This is a genomic window from Bacteroides sp. 14(A), assembly GCF_000526555.1.
GTDB classification, from domain to species: domain Bacteria; phylum Bacteroidota; class Bacteroidia; order Bacteroidales; family Bacteroidaceae; genus Bacteroides; species Bacteroides cellulosilyticus.
This window is the reverse complement of record NZ_JAGH01000004.1, coordinates 550,241-568,434: the sequence shown is the minus strand read 5'-3', so window position 1 is coordinate 568,434 and position 18,194 is coordinate 550,241. Positions and strand designations below refer to the sequence as shown.

The 18,194-nt window shown below is 43.0% G+C and carries 11 protein-coding genes; 9 read left to right on the top strand and 2 right to left on the bottom strand.

All coding sequences use genetic code 11. The features are described from left to right. Positions 1–25 precede the first annotated feature (25 nt). The 9 genes from K429_RS0121350 to K429_RS0121305 all read left to right on the top strand — a co-directional run bounded on the left by K429_RS0121350 (position 26) and on the right by K429_RS0121305 (position 15,169). Positions 26–1,453 (top strand): Ig-like domain-containing protein, encoded by a 1,428-nt coding sequence (locus K429_RS0121350; protein WP_029327973.1) that lies wholly within the window; start codon positions 26–28, stop codon positions 1,451–1,453. A 25-nt stretch (positions 1,454–1,478) separates the two neighbouring features. Further along, the gene (locus K429_RS0121345; protein ID WP_029327972.1) at positions 1,479–2,864 is read left to right on the top strand and encodes an alginate lyase family protein; all 1,386 of its coding nucleotides are present in this window, start codon (positions 1,479–1,481) and stop codon (positions 2,862–2,864) included. 186 nt (positions 2,865–3,050) lie between these two features. After that, positions 3,051–5,810, top strand: coding sequence for a two-component regulator propeller domain-containing protein (locus tag K429_RS0121340; protein WP_029327971.1), 2,760 nt, complete (start codon positions 3,051–3,053; stop codon positions 5,808–5,810). Between the two features lie 218 nt (positions 5,811–6,028). Further along, on the top strand, positions 6,029–6,544 hold the full coding sequence (locus K429_RS0121330) for a sigma-70 family RNA polymerase sigma factor (RefSeq protein WP_007212184.1): 516 nt from the start codon (positions 6,029–6,031) through the stop codon (positions 6,542–6,544). 41 nt (positions 6,545–6,585) lie between these two features. Then, complete coding sequence (locus K429_RS0121325) at positions 6,586–7,827, top strand: DUF4959 domain-containing protein (RefSeq protein ID WP_007212183.1); 1,242 nt, start codon at positions 6,586–6,588, stop codon at positions 7,825–7,827. A 31-nt stretch (positions 7,828–7,858) separates the two neighbouring features. Further along, the gene (locus K429_RS0121320; RefSeq protein WP_022393590.1) at positions 7,859–11,182 is read left to right on the top strand and encodes a TonB-dependent receptor; all 3,324 of its coding nucleotides are present in this window, start codon (positions 7,859–7,861) and stop codon (positions 11,180–11,182) included. 25 nt (positions 11,183–11,207) lie between these two features. Next, entirely contained in the window at positions 11,208–13,238 is a 2,031-nt protein-coding gene (locus tag K429_RS0121315) for a RagB/SusD family nutrient uptake outer membrane protein (protein ID WP_007212181.1), read from the top strand. A 30-nt stretch (positions 13,239–13,268) separates the two neighbouring features. Next, positions 13,269–13,646: a hypothetical protein gene (locus K429_RS0121310; RefSeq protein WP_007212180.1), complete on the top strand. Its 378-nt coding sequence runs from the start codon at positions 13,269–13,271 to the stop codon at positions 13,644–13,646. 92 nt (positions 13,647–13,738) lie between these two features. Beyond that, a complete protein-coding gene (locus K429_RS0121305; RefSeq protein WP_029327969.1) occupies positions 13,739–15,169 on the top strand; it encodes a glycosyl hydrolase family 28 protein in 1,431 nt (476 codons plus the stop codon). A 51-nt stretch (positions 15,170–15,220) separates the two neighbouring features. On the opposite strand, the gene K429_RS0121300 is transcribed toward K429_RS0121305, so the two are convergent. Both K429_RS0121300 and K429_RS0121295 read right to left on the bottom strand, forming a co-directional pair. After that, positions 15,221–15,556 (bottom strand): Spy/CpxP family protein refolding chaperone, encoded by a 336-nt coding sequence (locus K429_RS0121300; RefSeq protein ID WP_022393589.1) that lies wholly within the window; start codon positions 15,554–15,556, stop codon positions 15,221–15,223. Between the two features lie 314 nt (positions 15,557–15,870). After that, positions 15,871–17,964: a BT4734/BF3469 family protein gene (locus K429_RS0121295; RefSeq protein WP_029327968.1), complete on the bottom strand. Its 2,094-nt coding sequence runs from the start codon at positions 17,962–17,964 to the stop codon at positions 15,871–15,873. Between the last annotated feature and the right edge of the window lie 230 nt (positions 17,965–18,194).

Genomic DNA, 18,194 nt, shown 5'->3' with positions numbered 1-18,194 from the left:
TCATTCATAAAAAGAAGATAACAACATGAAGAATAGAAATTCTATATATCAAGGCTTGAGCCGGGCATCCATTGGGATGCTGGCGGCCTGCATGACTCTGACTGCATGTGATAAGGATCAAGAATTTACTCCTGCCATGCCCGAAGCCAAACTGATTAACGGCATCACGTTTAAAGTCAGTGAAAACCTGCCGCTTGCCATTGGCATGGACTCTACTATTGTTTTTGCGATTGATGCTCCCGAAGAACTGGAAGATCGTTCCATTATCTGGAAGTCAACCGATGAAACTGTCGCCAAAGTTTCGCAGCAAGGTACTATTACCGGTATAGCCGAAGGTACGGCCATCATTAGTGTGACTCCCGCTATAGGTTTCGGTCCATCAGCCTCAGTGACGGTCAATGTAATACCCGAAATCATAAAAGCTACCGATATGACGTTGGTCAATCCGAAAGAAGGAGAAGATATTTATGAGACAGACCGAATTCAGTTGGAGGCATCCATCCTTCCGGCTAATCATACCTACTCTTATCTGACATGGGCAAGCAGTAACCCAAGCATCGCTACAGTATCAGAAAATGGCCTGGTAAACTGTCTGACACCGGGCAAGGCAATCATTACAGCTTACACACACGACCGTAGTGGTGTATCTGCTTCTTATGAGCTGAATATCAAAGAGTACATTCCGGTAGAAAGTGTCTCTATCTCTGCTTTGACAGAACCGCTTTGTATCTCTCGCGGCCCGGTTCAGCTGGATGTTGCTTACACACCGGCCAACGCTACCACAGGTTCAGTAGACTGGACTTCAAGTGACGAAAACATTGCTACGGTAGATTTGGGTATTGTAACACCGAAGGGTTTCGGAACTGCTACTATTACGGCAACTTGTAAGGCAACAGGTCAGACGGCTTCCGTATCTGTAACCGTAGAAAGCGGTTGGGTCATTTGGGATGGCCAGAATAATTTCGATGGCTGGAAAATCGGACAGAATTATTCAAGCTATGTGATAGAAAATGGTAAAATGGTGGTTACAGCCGGTGCTCAAAACGCTACTATGAGACGTGCGGACTTGAGTTTCAAAAATGTCCCCATAAACCTTGATTTCTCCAACTATCCGATACTTGCCATGCGTTCCACACTGCCTGTCGGCGGAAAAGGAATCGGGCAAGGTGGTGCTTACACACTGGACATGGTGACTAAGTCCGGAAATGCCGGTAAAGCTCACGTTGGAGAGCTTCTGAGTGACGGTACGAATCTGATATATTATGATATACCATCAATTAATGCGGCATTAGGCAATGGTGTGGTAGAAGCCAATACTTTCCAGATCAAGGTGGCAGACATTTACAATGAGAACCTGCCTACCGGTCAATATACGGTTTACTGGATTCGCACATTCAAGAGCATAGCCGAAGCAAAAGCCTTTGCTGAAGCTGAAATATCAGCCGGAAACTAAAATATAACTCTAAAGAATACTCACAATGAAAAAGAATTTAATATTCGCATTAGGTCTCTCACTGATAACAGGCTTCACAGCCTGTTCCAGTGAAATCGAAGACGGAACGACAGATATCGACAGTTGGGAGATGCCTTATGAAGAAGTGGTCGCCAAATACACCTATACTCATCCTTGCGCCATGTTCAACGAGGCCGACTTTACACGTGTGAAGACAATGCTCGATAACGGAAGCGCACCACAGGCAGTAAAGGATGAATTCAATCTGCTGAAGAGCAGTCAGTTTACAAATGTTACTTACACCCCTTCACCTACCGAAAAGATAGTGCGTGGTGATGCTACGGGAACAGGGACGAATGAAAACTACAGCAATGCGATGCGTGATGCCGCCGCTGCCTATCAGTTATCATTATTGTGGAAATTGACAGGTGATACGAAGTACGCCGATACTTCCATCAAAATTCTGAATGCCTGGGTGAAGGTTTGCAAAGAAGTTACTTCAAATGATTCCAACCACATGCTTGCCGCAGGTGCACAAGGTTATACCTTTGCGAATGCAGGTGAAATCATGCAAACTTATGCCGGTTGGGCGGCCAATGATGTGACAGCTTTTAAGAAATGGATGAAAGATGTATTTGCTCCTAAAAACCTTGACTTCATGAAACGTCATCAAGGTACTTGCAGCGATCACTATTGGTCTAATTGGGATTTGGTAAATATGTGTTCATACCTTGCTATCGGTATCCTGAATGAAGACGACGAAATGGTGAACTATATAGTGAACTACTTCTACAATGGAGCAGGTAACGGATATATTGGCAAACTCATTCAGGGCACCTTCTCCGATCCTCTGGGTAGCGGTGAAGAGATAGCCCAAAACCAGGAGAGCGGCCGTGACCAGGGACACGCCATGATGTCAATAGCTGTAACAGCTAATCTTTGTCAAATGGCCTACACCCTCTTACAGTGTAATCCAACAGTGACCCAACTCGACTTCTTTGCTGCAAAAGATAACGCAATAATGAAAATGGGTGAATATACTGCTCTCTTCAATCTACGTAATGGCTCTGACCAACTGAATGCTGCCGGTTCCTGGCTAGCAACCAAAGAGCAGATGCCGTTCAACCGCTATGAATATTGCGTTGATTGCAGTTGCGCCGACAAGAACCACGGTGCCATACATACAGCCGTAGCTGATGATAATGGCCGTGGCAACCTCCGTCCGGGATGGGAAATTCTCTTCAATCACTACGCCAAAGTGAAGAAGTTGGGCAGTGGCTACAAGTACGCCAAGATGGCTGCTGACAAAATGCGTCCCGAAGGTGGTGTGGACGGTGGAAGCCGTTACGGCACAAACAGTGGCGCTTTCGACCAATTGGGTTGGGGAACATTAATGCTGTATCGCGAATAATTCCATATTAGGATTGATAAAAAAACAGGGTAGTTTCAAATTTTCGAAACTACTCTGTTTTTTTTATGCTCATTTAGGTAGACCGCAAGAACTACATAACCTCCTCAAACAGATATTTTTCATTTATAGACATTAACAGATACATTTTTTTACTAAATTTGCATACCACAAAGAAAAAAAATGCCTATGGCCTTAAGAAAACACATATTAGTCTTCTTAATATTTTTTATTGGAGTATTCCATATCTTCGCGTCAGATGCTAATTACACAATATATAGTATCGGAAACGAAGGAACGACATGCAAATTTGAAGACACTCGTGTCAACTGCATTTATAAAGATTCAGATGGATTCATCTGGATCGGTACGGGGCTTACCGTTGAACGAATAAACGGACAATACACCTTACCCTATCATTTTACGGAAAAGCAAGAAGGAATAACCCCTTCCCCTTTTTTGGTTAATGCACTCATAGAAAACCACAAACATGATTTTTGGGTAGGTACAGTGCAAGGACTTTGGCACATGAATCACAATAATTTCACTTTAGAGCGAATGTTTGCCAAAGAAATAAATTTCTCTGTTCAGAAATTAGCAAAAGATGAAGAGAATCGGCTTTACATAGGAACAGTGAACGGTCTCTATATTTATGACGGGAAAGAATTACGGCATATCATGATCAACGAAAAAAACATTCTTTCCATAAATAATCGGATTCTGGATATCGTAGTACAAAGTCCTAATTCTGTCTGGCTACTGACTACCAATGGAATTGTTCTTTGTGATGCCAAATCCGGAGCACTTAAGCAATATTCTTCCTCCCTCTCCTCTTGCGGACAATTCAAATGTTTCATTAAAGTAAAAGATAAATTATATATCGGTACGGAAAAAGGAGGTCTTTTAACTTTTGACCTACTGCATCAAACGTTTGCTCCTTATTGGAACGACATTAAAGTTCCAGTAACAAACCTCACTTATGAAAAAGGGATTTTAGGAGTTGCCACTTCCGGACAAGGCATTTACCTGCTGTCACTGACCAATGGGAAAAGCATATACTCTGCCATTTGCGGAACAGAACCGGGACAAGATCTCCTGTCCAATAATATATCTTTTATATTACTATCCCAAGGAGATGTATGGTGCGGAACAGGCTATTATCTGGGACTGAATTTATTAAGAAAAAGAAACGAGGCTTTCAGGCGATACGACAAAGGACTCTTCAAATCAAAAGACATCTCGATACGCAGCCATCTCTCCACAAAAGACTATCGCTTCATCGGCACACGCGAAGGTTTCTATTACGTAAACGAACAGAACGAAAAAATACACTATGTAAATGTTCAGAATGACAAGAGTGGTAAACTGCGTTCCAATCTCATATTCTCTTTTTATGAATATGGAGGTGAGATTTTAATCGGGACCTGTGCCGGTGGTCTATCTGCTTTTGATCCTCGGACAGGCACATTCAATGAAACACCTCTGACACGTACCTGCGTATCGAATGATATCTTCATGTTTCTGGAAGATGAAAACAATAAATTATGGCTGGCAACTTCCGACGGCCTCTATTCTTATGACAAACAAACTCAAACTGTAAAAGAATACAATGCATCGAACAGTAATATGCCAGGTAATATTGTATACGGCATTTATCAGGATTCATCCAAACGCTTTTGGGTGGGTACAGATAAAGGATTGGCCATTCTGGATAGCACAGGTAAATGTACCCAAAATATTCTGCCCGAAGCTTTCAGAAAAGAAGCTATCCGTTATATATATGAAGGAAGAGATGGTACACTCTTTTTTGGCCAGCTAAACAACCGTCTTTTCATATCCGATAAATCATTAAATCATTTCCGGTATCTCTCACCGATTTGCCCCAGTATCGTACAAGACGATCAGGGATATTATTGGCTGGGACAATGGGATGGTCTACTGCGGGTCAATGAGAAACTGGATCGTTTTACTTTCTTTCCAGCTATAAATGATCTTGCCGCCAATGCAGGGCCGCCCATCTCAAAAGACAAGAACGGGTTATTATGGGTATGTGGCATAAAAGGGCTTTTTATGGTAAATCCATTAGCAGAGTTTACTCCCTCACCAATACGAATTACGGAAATGCAGGTAAATGGTAAACTGTATGCCAATGATTATAAACTAAGTGCCGATTCTGTTATTAAACTAAAATCCAATGAAAATACCATAACTTTCCGGTTTACATCCTTAGGATATGAAAGTCCGGAACTCATTAAATATGAGTATATGCTGGAAGGAAAAGATTCTATCTGGATAGAACTGGCAAATGAAGATAAGGTTTCTTATTTTAATCTGCCGGCGGGCAACTATGTTTTTCAGATTCGTAAATTTCTAGATCTGGAATCCGTTAACCGTGTGTCATTCAGCATCAAGCAAGATCGGTCATGGTTAACTTACGCTACTATTACAGGAATCTTGCTGATAGCAATATTCATCTTCGTATTCAGAAAAAGAAAAACTATAGTGAGTGCTACGACACCGGTTGAATCGGTAAATCTCGACCAGCCAGAAACTAAGATTCCGGCATCATCTACTGAAAGCTACGTGAAACTAAGTGATGAAGAAGCCGGAGACGTCATTCATACATTAAAGAAATATATGCAGGATCAGCAGCCCTATCTGAATGTCGATTTAAAACAATCAGATGTTGCTGCCGCCATTGGCTATCCCACTTACCTCCTGTCCGCTGTATTCACCCACTATCTCAAAATGGGATATTACGATTTCGTCAATAGTTACCGTGTTGAGAAATTTAAGCAGGCCATCAGTGAAGGACAACATAAAAAATATACGCTGGTAACCTTAGCCGAGAAATGCGGTTTCAAGTCAAAAGCTTCTTTTTTCCGTGCCTTCAAGAAGTTTACAGGTACAACCCCCAACGAATATATTCAGCAATACGATAAAGAATAACTCTCCTTTCTATTTCCGGTCGGTATCACTCATTTGTGATACCGACATATCAACCTGATAATCAATAGTATTATATTCAAATAGTATCTTCCATAAGTTTGATACAGATTCCATGTTTTTTTAGTTTTTACTCTGTTTACAGTTATCTATTTTTGCATTGTACTTCTTGACAAAAGAAATACTATAAACAGAAAAATGTGAAACCAAAAATCGAAAGCATGGAAGACATAAAAGTAACATCGCCCTGCCTCATCACCAGTTCCTACAAAGAACATTATAATTCGGTATGTTCTTATATTAATTATAGGATTAATAATTGGGAAACAGCAAAGGACTTATCTCAGGATGTATTTCTGCGTCTTATTGACTATAAACAAATGCTTCGTCCGGATACTGTGAAATTCTTCATTTTCACGATAGCCCGTAATTTACTAACCGATTATCTGCGCCGCTACTATAAGAAACAAGAAATTACTTCTTATCTGTACGATCATGCAGTTACTTATACGAACGAAACGGAAAGCCATGTAATCGCCAAAGAACTATCCCTTCTGGAGAGACATAAATTGGAAACTCTCACCGCTCAACGCAAAAAAATATATGTAATGAGTCGTTTTGATGAAAAGTCAATCTCCGAAATATCCACTGAATTAAGCATTTCCCCCCGTACGGTCGAGAATCACCTATTCGTCAGCCGCAGAGAGATACGCGAATTCATCAAGCAATGTATCTAATTAGATAATATACAATAGTGTTAATTTTAAATTTATAGTTTATGAAGAAAGATTTTCTAAAGTTTCCGTTAAGGAAAGCCCTTTTCTCTACGGTGATTTTATTCTCTTTATCTGCCATATTCAGCTCCTGTGGAGATGATGTGGAAGGTAGAATTTCAGTTAACAATGCAGCTCCGGAGAAAGTTACAAATGTGAAAACAGAAGCCGGCCCCGGTGAAGTGTACCTGACATGGACCAATCCTACTAATGAAAGTTTTATGTATACTAAAATAGAATACACAACTTCGAAAGGTGAGAAAAAATACCAGCTCATTTCTAAGGAAAATGCAGACAATGGGGTTGCCAAAGCAACAGTCAGTGGTTTTGCCAATACAGATCCGGTTACATTCTCCATCTTTTCCTGCTCCGTCAAAGGTAACAACAAAGGTGCTGTAGAAGTAACAGCCGAACCTGATACACCTGCTTTTGCCGTAGTGGCCGAAACCGTAGAAATCGAAACTCAACCGGGAGGGGTAAACGTAAGCTGGAATAACGAATCAGTAGCTCCGGTTTATGTAGTGCTCGACTATTATTCGAAAAGTACACCTTCGAAAACCGGAAGTACCAAAATTTTGGCTGCTGCCGGCAGTAAGGAGAAACGTTTTGTACCTCTTACTTACGAAACAGTGAATTACTTCTCGGGTGAAGATTGTGTTATCAATGTCACTACACAAGATGCGGAAGAGAATGCTTCCGAAGTGTTCCCCTTCGAAGTAGCGGTAGGCACTATGGAGAAATTACCCAAAGCAGATTGGAAATTTCCTGATTACAATGATTCCTCCAACGATGGCACAATTGGTTATAGTTCGCAAGAAACGGTAGGTGAAGGCGCCGTTAACGGACGTGTAATAACCATGCTTGATAATGATCCCGCCACTTTCTGGCACACTGCATGGAAAACGTCATCAGCTTATCCGCACTTCTTTATTATTGACATGGGAAAGGATTACCAGATCAGTCATATGGACATCAGAAGACGTCTTGGAAACAACGGAACTCATAAGGGACAAACTTTCTACACTTGTTCCAATGCAGCAGCTGTAGATAAAAATAAACCGGACAGCTGGGGTTGGGAAGAACAAGGACATTATTCATTTGATCCGAATACAGATACCCCTCAATTATTCCGTTTCCCATCACCTGCTACAGCCCGTTATGTCAAAGTTTCTTTTGCTGAAAGTGATAAAGGTTCAAGCAATTTCGTGATGATTTCCGAGGTGAATGTGTTCAGCCCGGAAAAATAAATCTAATACTGAAAACATTAAATTTTATGATATGAGAAAGAAATTTATATTTGCGGCAGCTCTATGCCTGACGACGTTATCTCTCACAGATAATATCAATGCAGCCGTACAAATTACGCAGGAAGTACAACAAGACGGACGGACCATACGTGGTACAGTCATTGATAACACCGGAGAGCCTGTTATTGGTGCAAACGTTACCATAAAAGGTACAACGAATGGTGTAATAACCGATATAGACGGTAATTTCATTTTAAATAATGCCAAAGGCACATTGGTTGTTTCCTTCGTCGGCTACAAAACTCAGGAAATTCCTATAACAAATAAAACTACTATCAATGTCACACTACAGGAAGATTCTGAATTATTGGACGAAGTAGTGGTCGTGGGTTATGGAACACAGAAAAAGGCATCATTAACCTCCGCTATTACCCAGATTAAAGGTGAAGAAGCGTTTGCCAACAAAGGTATCTCCAATGCTACAGTTGCCTTGCAGGGTGAAGTTCCGGGTTTGGTGATCACCCGTACTTCCAGCCGTCCAGGTAGTGAAAATGCAGCCATGAAAATACGTGGTGATATATCCATCAACGGTAACTCCAGTCCGCTGATCATCATTGATGGTATGTCCGGTTCTTTGGACGAACTGAATGCTATGAACCCTAATGACATTGAGAATATCTCCGTTCTGAAAGATGCTTCCGCTGCTATCTACGGTGCCCGTTCAGCGGCAGGAGTCGTGCTGGTAACGACTAAACGCGGTAAGAAAGGTAAGGCGCAAATAGCTTATAGCGGTTCTATCAGCCGTACTACAAATGGTATTCAGCCTCCCCTCACCGATAACAGACAATGGCTGGACATGTTCTTTGAAGCACAATACTGGGATGCCAATTACGGTACTCCGGGAATGCTAGATCCACGCCAGACCTATCAAAATGTAAATTATTGGATTCTTGGTGGTGGAAAAGCTACTGCCTGGAATCCGGAAACAGGCAAGTGGGAAGATGATCCGACGATTATCGATCCCAATACAGGTGCAATCATGTCGTATGGTGGTTCAAACCTGTTTGATGCACTCAGAGCAGGAAAAGTGGTTACAATAGCGGATGGAAGTAAAATCAAACGCTGGGATCCCAATGTTTATATGGAAGATTACCTGTATGGTCAGGCCACTTCGCATAAACATACGGTAACAATTTCCGGAGCAGATGACAAATTCAATTATTACGCTTCATTGGGTTTTTCAGACAGCCAGTCACAACTAAAAGTGGCGGACGATGGCGAAAAGAAATATAGTGCACGCCTGAATGCTGATTACCAAGCCAATGAACTGTTAAAATTCTCCACGAGCATGGCTTATGAAAAGCGTGATATTTCCACCCCCTCTACCGATGTAGGTACCGGCTGGATGGACCCTTGGCTCTGGCCTATACTCAATATGAATGGTGATCCTTATGATACATTCAGTGGTAGCCGTAATCCGATCGGAGGTCTTCTGTATGGTGGTCGTATCGACAATTCACTGACTACCTTCCGTGGAGACATGAAGATCACACTTGATTTGTCGAAATGGGTAAAAGGATTATCCCTGGTAGCATCCGGCAACTACAAGTTGGCACAAAGGAATAAGACAGAGGTAAAGAATGAGGTAACCTATTATGATTGGATCGGTACGGTAAACGGTAGCAAAAACGGTCCGGGTTCGTTAAACGAAAGCGTCGAAAAATGGGAAAATGTTACTTTGGGTGGCTTTGCCAATTATGAACGGACATTTGCAAATATACACAGTATTTCCGCCATGATCGGTATGACTGCTGAACAAGAAACATCCAAGAAAGTAGTTGCTGCACGCAACATGGGGCCCATGTATCCGGGCTCCGGTTTAACGGACTTAAATGTGTGGATTACAGGCGACAATAACACAGCAGAAGGCGGACAGGGTTCCTGGGGATTCGTATCCTATATGGGACGTCTGAACTATATCTATGATGACAAATATTCAGTCGAAGTATTAGGGCGCCGGGACGGTTCTTCCAAACTGGACAAATCACAGCGTTGGCAGAATTTCTATTCTGTTTCCGGATTCTGGAGACTCTCACGTGAGAACTTCCTGAAAGATATTCCCTGGCTGAGCGATTTAAAAGTCCGTTATAACTACGGTAAAACAGGCAGTGTAGAAGGAATCAGCAATTACGAACGTTTCTCAGAAATCAAGACGGGAACAGCTCTTTTCGGAATCACCCCTACACAGCATACTTCACTTTGGGTAGATGGTATGCGTTCTGCCGACCGTACCTGGGAAACTCTAAACAGCCATAATATCGGTATGGACGTAGCAGTCCTCAACAACCGGCTGAGAGCTACAATGGAATATTTTATAAAGACCAATGACGGTATGTTTATCACAACATCCTATCCGGCAGTGCTGGGCGCCGGAGCACCGAAGTTGAATGACGGAAAATTACGTGCCAAAGGTTGGGAAATAGCCTTGAATTGGAATGACCAGATCGGGCAAGTGAAATACAATATCGGCGGTTCTCTTTCCGACGCCTGGACAAAACTCCTCACATTGCCCAATAATGAAGAAATACCTCAGCCAGGTTATAACTCAAAACGTTTAGTCGGCAAACCGTTGAATGCGATTTATGTTTATCAGACAGACGGTCTTTTCCAAACTCAGGAAGAAGTGGATGCATTTTATGAAATGTTTTATTGGAATGCAGATCATACAGGTCCTAAAGCCGGTAATATTCTTCCGGCTCCGTCAGAAACCAATCTGGAACGTCTTCGCCCGGGAGCTCGCAGGTACGTAGATTTGGATGGTGACGGTGCCATTACAAACAAAGACATTTACTATGCAGGTGAAACATCTCCGCGTCTGACATTCGGATTTAAAGCCGGTTTAGAATGGAAAGGTATTGATGTTTCCGCTTTCTTCCAGGGAGTTGGCAAACAGGTTATTTTAAGAGGTGGAAGTGTGTATGCACCGTTTGTCGTAAACTACGTAAGACAGAATTATACATTCATGGGGAAAACATGGGCACCCGATCATACGAATGCTGAATATCCGATCCTGTCCCGTAATCAAAACTTCAACAAGTTCAACTATAATAATATTGATGCCAGTGTACAGAAAAACAGATATATACGTTTGAAATCTCTCGTTGTAGGTTACTCACTGCCTAAGCAATGGATTGCCAAAGCCGGCCTCAACAAACTAAGAGTCTACTTCTCTGGTGATGACTTGTGGGAATGGACAAAAATCAAAGATGGTTATGACCCGGAAAATGGTGAAGGAGGTAATACGACATTCCCATTCAGCCGCTTGCTGACTTTCGGTATAGACGTTACATTCTAAAAACAAACTTATATAATTACAGAATATGAAAACGATAATAAAGAATATACTATTAGTGTCCGCAATGGCACTTCCATTAGCTTCATGCAGTGATTTTCTTGATAAAGAGCCACTGGATAAGGGAACAGAAGCTATTGTTTTCAAAACTCCCCAGCAATTTGAACAGGCCGCCAATGCACTCTATAATACAGAGGGATGGAAAAACTATGAGAATAAAGCCAATTACGGCAACATGGACCGTGGGCTCGATATTTCAGGATTAGGTTCTAACGGAGGCGGCTCGGCACCTGAAAGCAATTTCCAATGGGACAAACCTTATGGACATATCCGCACCTGCAATATCCTCTTGCAGAAAGCTGAAGAATACTCAGGAGATCCCAGCGGCATTGCCCAGTCTGTAGGTACTGCCTATTTCTTCCGCGCATGGCAGCACTTCTATCTGCTAAGAGTGTTCGGTGGCGTACCTATTGTAGACCGTGTATTGGATGTAACAGACGGAAATGTATTATTCGGTCCTCGCAAGAGTCGTTATGAAGTAGCCCACTTCATAATTTCCGATCTGGAGAAAGCTATCCCGATGCTGCCTAAAGAAAGCACCATTGCAGAAAATGCCAAAGGCAAAGTTAGTCAGGAAGCCGCACAAGCATTTCTGGCAAGAGTATTACTTTATGAAGCCACCTGGGAGAAATATGTTCCCAGCATCGACTATGATTTAGACGGAGACGGCAGTAACGTAGGTGCCGGTACAGCAAAACCCGAAGGATATTACTCAATAGAGAAGATGTTGACCGAAGCCAAACGACTGTCCGGTGAAGTAATTAAAGAAGCCGAATCCGGTACTTTCCAACTTTGGAATGAATGCGACTCTTTGAGTTATTTCTATTTATTCAATATTGACGACGGAGATGGCAACATTCCCAACTTCAAGGGAAAAGGTAAAAGTACAAATAAAGAATTCATTTTTAGTCAGAAGTTTGACTACAATTTAGCACGCATAGGTATTAACTTATCTCATACGGTTATCACCTGGCAGGCTACGGACATCAGTGCTTCGTTCGGTGAGTCTTTCCCATGCCGCAACGGACTACCTATCCGTATCAGCTATACAGGCAATATGTCCGATGCTCAAAACAATCCTGAATTCGCCGGCTATGATACATTTGTAGGTGAGTTCCGCAATCGCGACTACCGTTTCATCAGTTGCTGTATGTCCATACCTGACCGTACCATCTGGAGCAGTCGTCCGGAAGATGGCCGCCAATTGACGCAAACCGGAAATCCTTATCCGGAAGCACTGTTCCCGAAAAATAACGAAGTGTATGATGGTTCAGATCCTGCATATGGCAGTCCTTGCGGAATATTCAAGCCTACTCTTCGTACAAATGCCACAGCCGCCACATACGGTAGCCGTAAGTTCCTGATCGAAGGTGCCAACAGACCACAAAATACCGAATCTGCCGATTATCCGCTCATCCGTCTGGCCGAAGTGCACTTGATTTATGCGGAAGCAACTTGCGAATTGAACGGCGGAACCATTTCCGATGAGGATCTGAATAAATCCATTAATAAGAACCGTGCCCGTGCCCGCGTAGCTCCACTCACCAATGCCTTGATCGCCAATGTATGGGATGCCGGCTGGTTTGATCACGCTACGGGAAAAACAATCTGCAAAAAGATGAATATGCTCGATGAAATTCGTCGCGAACGTGCCTGTGAGCTCTTTGGCGAAGGTTTCCGTTCTGACGATCTGAAGCGCTGGGGTATTGCACACATCAACCTCAGAGGCCAGAAATTGGGTCGTCATATTCTTGGCACGGCTTACGAAACAGAAAAAGCAAATGATGCCACTTACTTTGGCGAACCCTGTTATTATCCTGAAAAATATCCGTTGCTCTACGGCATCTATCAAGGAAGCGGCCCCAATGATCCCGACTATGGACGTTCCATTGCTACACTGGCAGGCAACCTGCTTTTCAGCCAGCGCGATTATCTGTCTCCCATTCCTTTGGTACAGATTCGTTTGAATCCGCAATTGAAACAAAATCCGGGATGGTAAATATGAATAATAACTAAAATGTATTGAACAATGAAAACTATAAAATTTATTCTTGGAATGTTGTTGCTACCATTACTGTTTACAGCATGCAGTGATGACGAAGCCGGCGAACCTAATATCACAGCAGATGAATTCGTACAAGTTGCGAAACGTACAGCTAAAGTCACTTATGACGGTACCTATTACGTCTTGACCGAATACGTGGAAGGCGCAGCCACCGAATGGGGAATAACTCCATGCGTATTTATTGTTGACCGCGAAGAAGATGCGGCAAAGGTTAAAGCCTTGGGAGACGTAACAGATGTTGTATTTGCCGGTATCGGACAGATTACCGATTATCGTCCTGCCGATACGGATGCAAGTAAAAAGCATTATATGATTCTGTTGACCAGCATCAGTAAAAAATAAGATAAAAAATCATCAGCCTGCAATATTACATTTTAAAATGTATATTGCAGGCTATTACCATAAGAGCTAATCTCACTGAGAATACCATAAAAATGAAACTGAGCAAATTTATAGTTATCACAGGTGTTTTATTAAGCACCATCCACTATGCAAACTCGCAGAACCGGTTAGTCACCTATCCGGCACCGGAGGGGGCTGATTTAATGAATGATTTCACAGTGAAAGTACGGGAAACAGGAAAAGACTGGAAACCGGTTGACACATACCTTGTCAAAGTAGATGAAGTGCGGAATATCAAACATCATGTAGAAAGAGCTTCAATGAGTTATTTCGACTTTTCAGGTGAGGTCGAGGTATCAGTTACTTTCAATCACGGAGCGATTCAAAGTGGCAGAGTACGTCCTCTCTCCTATGGAATCACTCCTACAATAACCAACAATACCATGACCTTTAAGTTGAATCGTCCACGCAATCTATCGGTAGAAGTCAATGGAGATATCTTCCACAATCTCCATCTTTTTGCCAATCCGATAGACGAAAACAAACCCAGAAAACTTAAAGACCGTAATCTGATTTACTTTGGACCGGGAGTGCACCATTTACCCGGTGACACTCTGAATGTTCCATCCGGAAAAACCGTTTACGTGGCAGGGGGAGCAGTCATAAAAGGGCGTATTCAAGTGGTCGATGCACAAGATGTGAAGATACTGGGCAGAGGGCTGGTCCTTCCGGAACGCTGGGCGGGAATTCGTATCGTCCATTCCAAAAATGTATTGGTAGAAGGTCTGATCACAACGCAATGTCCCACCGGAGGCTCGGACAGCATAACGATACGCAATTTAAAAGTTATCAGTTCCTATGGCTGGGGCGACGGACTGAATGTTTTTGCCAGTAACAATATATTGTTCGATGGCGTATTCTGTCGTAATTCGGACGATTGCACTACGGTCTACGGCACCCGTATGGGCTTTACCGGTGGTTGCAAAAACATCACTATGCAGAACTCTACTCTCTGGGCAGATGTAGCTCACCCCATCTTCATCGGTATCCATGGAAATGTGGAAAATCCTGAGATTCTGGAAAACCTGAATTATATCAATATAGATATATTGGATCATAAAGAAAAGCAACTGGATTATCAGGGCTGTCTTGCCATCAACGCCGGAGACAACAACCTGATACGGAACGTACGCTTTGAAAATATCCGGATAGAAGACTTCAGACAAGGACAACTGGTCAATCTCCGTATCTTCTTCAACGAAAAATATTGCAAGGCACCCGGCAGAGGCATTGAGAATATCCTGTTCAAAGACATTTCTTATACGGGAAAGGATGCGGAAGTCTCCATGATTATCGGCTATGACAAAGAACGGAAAGTGAAAAACATTCGTTTCGAAAACCTGACGATAAACGGTGAAGTGATTTACGATGATATGCCCGAGAAACCTAAATGGTATAAAACTGGAGATATGGCACGTATCTTTGTGGGTGAGCATACGGAAGAGGTTACATTCAGTAAATAACCTATATTCTTCATCCGCGTCATCTGCGGATGAAGAATATCTTATAGAAGATTATTTCCCTCTTCTCTGTCCTCTCTGAGGCCTCATGTTCTGATACTTTTTATACTGTTCGTCCGTCAGAATCTTTTTGAGTTTCGCATCTGCCTCATTACGCTTCTTCTCCATTTCCTCGCGTGAAGGTCTTTCGCCCGAAGCATCTCTGTTTGGTCTCATCTCCTCCATTACTGCCTTAAACTCTTTAGCCTGAGTTTCATTCAGTCCCAGATCAGTTACCATCTGTTCGATGCGTTTTGACGGATCAGGACGTTCGCCTCTGTTTTCCTGTGCCATACCTACAGCCGTTCCCAGAAACAGGGCAAGGGCCAAACTTAAAATTTGCTTCTTCATAATTCTATTCATTTAAAAGTGAGTTAATTCCATTTTATTTATGAAACACGTATCTATGACAATATTCCCGGGATATAGTTTAATCCATAAATAGAAAAATCGACTAACAGAAGCTTTTTATCGATGAAAAAGGAAGGGAGGAATTATCAAGTCCTGTGGCTCCCTCAGGTTTTTCAATAATAAGTTTGCATAGTTTGTCAGCACTTCAGCACAACTCCATTTATTCTATTGAAACAGAAACGATTGCCGTATAATGGCAACCGTTGTGATAAGTGACGACAAACCGTTTGTCGTCACACTAAAAAAATAAATTATTATAACTTTTCCACCCGATATACAATACCCTTGCAAGTTCGCTTATATTCCAGGTTGTTCTTTCGTAATATTCTTCCGAAGTGATTTACATTGCTAGCTGTCAGCTTTATATCCCTACTCTTACTCCGTAGATGTTCCAATATTTGCATGGGGGACAAGTATTCGCCTTCTTCTCCCTCCTCCGGTGAACGAAAATAACAATGGAATAACTGCTCAACCGGACTCATTTGCTCGAATTCCCGGTTCGCTTCACGCAAAATAGCTTCATCGGCATCATCAAACCAATAACGTTCGCCCTTTACGATGGCTTCCATCGCCTGTGCATAGAGTTGGCGGTAGTTGATGGTTACGTTTGTATCAATCGGTGCCGTCACTTCTATACAGATGAAACGGCGGCTGCCGCTCGGATCGGTCAGCAAGTCTTTCTGATTGCTTGTCCCGATGAACGAGGCATATCGCCGCATTTCCTGTATGCTGCTGCCATACGGTTTGCGCAGGTTGGCAACAGGCTTTTGCAATAAATGCTTCAGAAATCCCTGCTGATTGATACTGACCTGGTCGAATTCATCGATGTTGATCAGCATAAAGCGCCCTAAGTATAGTTCTGCATCCCGTTTGCTTTTGAAGTCCAGGCTGTCGGTGTAGCCGAAACGGAGTTCGGGTGGAAGAATGATGCGGCAATAGGTGGATTTCCGAAAACCCTGCGCACCTACCAATAGGGGAGATGTACTGTTGGAATGCAACTTATCGAGCCCCCTCCAATGAGCCACCATATTCAGGAACCAACGGTAGAAAAGTTCCCTCCAATGAGGATTGTTGCAGGGCACAAGGTCGGCCAGCGCGCGAATGCGGTCTTTTCCGTCCCAACGGCCCAGGTTGCAGAGATAGTCTTCCACCGGATTATAAAGCGGTACGCGATTAGAGGATAAATACCTGTTCACATCCCTGTCCCACACACGGATACCTTCTTGCAGGGCATCCATGGCTATGCTGTTTTTTACGCGTTGGTCTACGGGTTTGAAATAAAAATGAATGGAGTCCCGTTGCCGGTATTCCAGGTCGTTCGTCAAAGCGTTGAAGCGGAATTCGTATCTGCGTTCCATAAATTCGTTCAGTTGGAAGGCGATAGCCTGTTCCGGTGTCAGAGATTTCTTTTTGCCGAACCCCTTACACTCCTGATAGAGGTTGTGGACAGTTGTCCGCACGGTTTGTTCGTCCGTCTGCTTGAAATAGTGTATCATGACTTGGCGTACAGTCTCTTCCTCCGGTATGCCTGCCTTGAAGCAATGTTCTGCCAGACACACCAGCAGTTGCTGCAAGTCATCGCCTCGTTTCCATTCTTCCATTTCATTCAGTGCTTTGCTGAGGGTTGTTTCAAATAATAATGTGAAGGTCTGCGAGGTTTCGTAACCCGGTTTCAGTCTTAACAATGGGTTCTTTTCCGTCAATTGGCGTTGCCGGAAAGTCTCTTCACCGGGCATACCGAAGGGCTGTTCAAGGCAGAAAGGGATGGCTTGCCGGTTGAAGTAGGGATATGCATCCACTGTCATGCGGCAGCTTTGTGTCATAGAAGGCTCTCGCAGCGTGAGGGGAAACGGCAATATGGGCTGGTAACATTGCACGGCCATGCGGTAGGCATGTGCGTGAAAAGATTCCATATTTTCTACTTTCACCGGCAAATTCCCGTCCGGCAGGGCGAATTTCACCCAGATTTTCACACTTCGTCCGCTACTTCCGGCAAAAGCTGCCCAGGTTTGTGGTAACAAAGCCGCCTGCCGTTTCACCAGCTCCACTTCGGACAATCCGGCCAGATGGTTTACCTCCAACATCACTATGCCGTTGTAGTGTTTCAGTTTTCGCCCGTTGTTTCTGCTTCTTCCGAATTCCACGGAGGGATAAATGCGCGGCAACTTGTCAATGTGTTCGTAGTATCCTCCGCTGTCAGGATTCGTATAAAGGAGCATAGAGCGCAATCTTGTGACGTGTTCCTCTTTGGTTTCTGTTTTTATCCGGTCTATCCATGCGTCAGCTTCGCAGGTGCTGAGGGTTTCTTTTCCACTCTCCCGGCTTTCTCTGATAAGAGTTATTTTCATCAGTATATGTTTTTGAAATAATTGAGCAATAAGGGTTGTTCCTTAGCGGCTGCAAGGTACGCATAATATACGCTGCAAACAAATTATAAATGCCTTTTGTTATTCTATTCATCCTTAAAGATTACCCTCCTAAATGCATGAGAAAAATTAACGAATACTTAAGAGAACACTTGCTTTTGCCTTATTTATTTCGTATCTTTGCTTAGTCTAAAATTTCATCCTGCAATTGC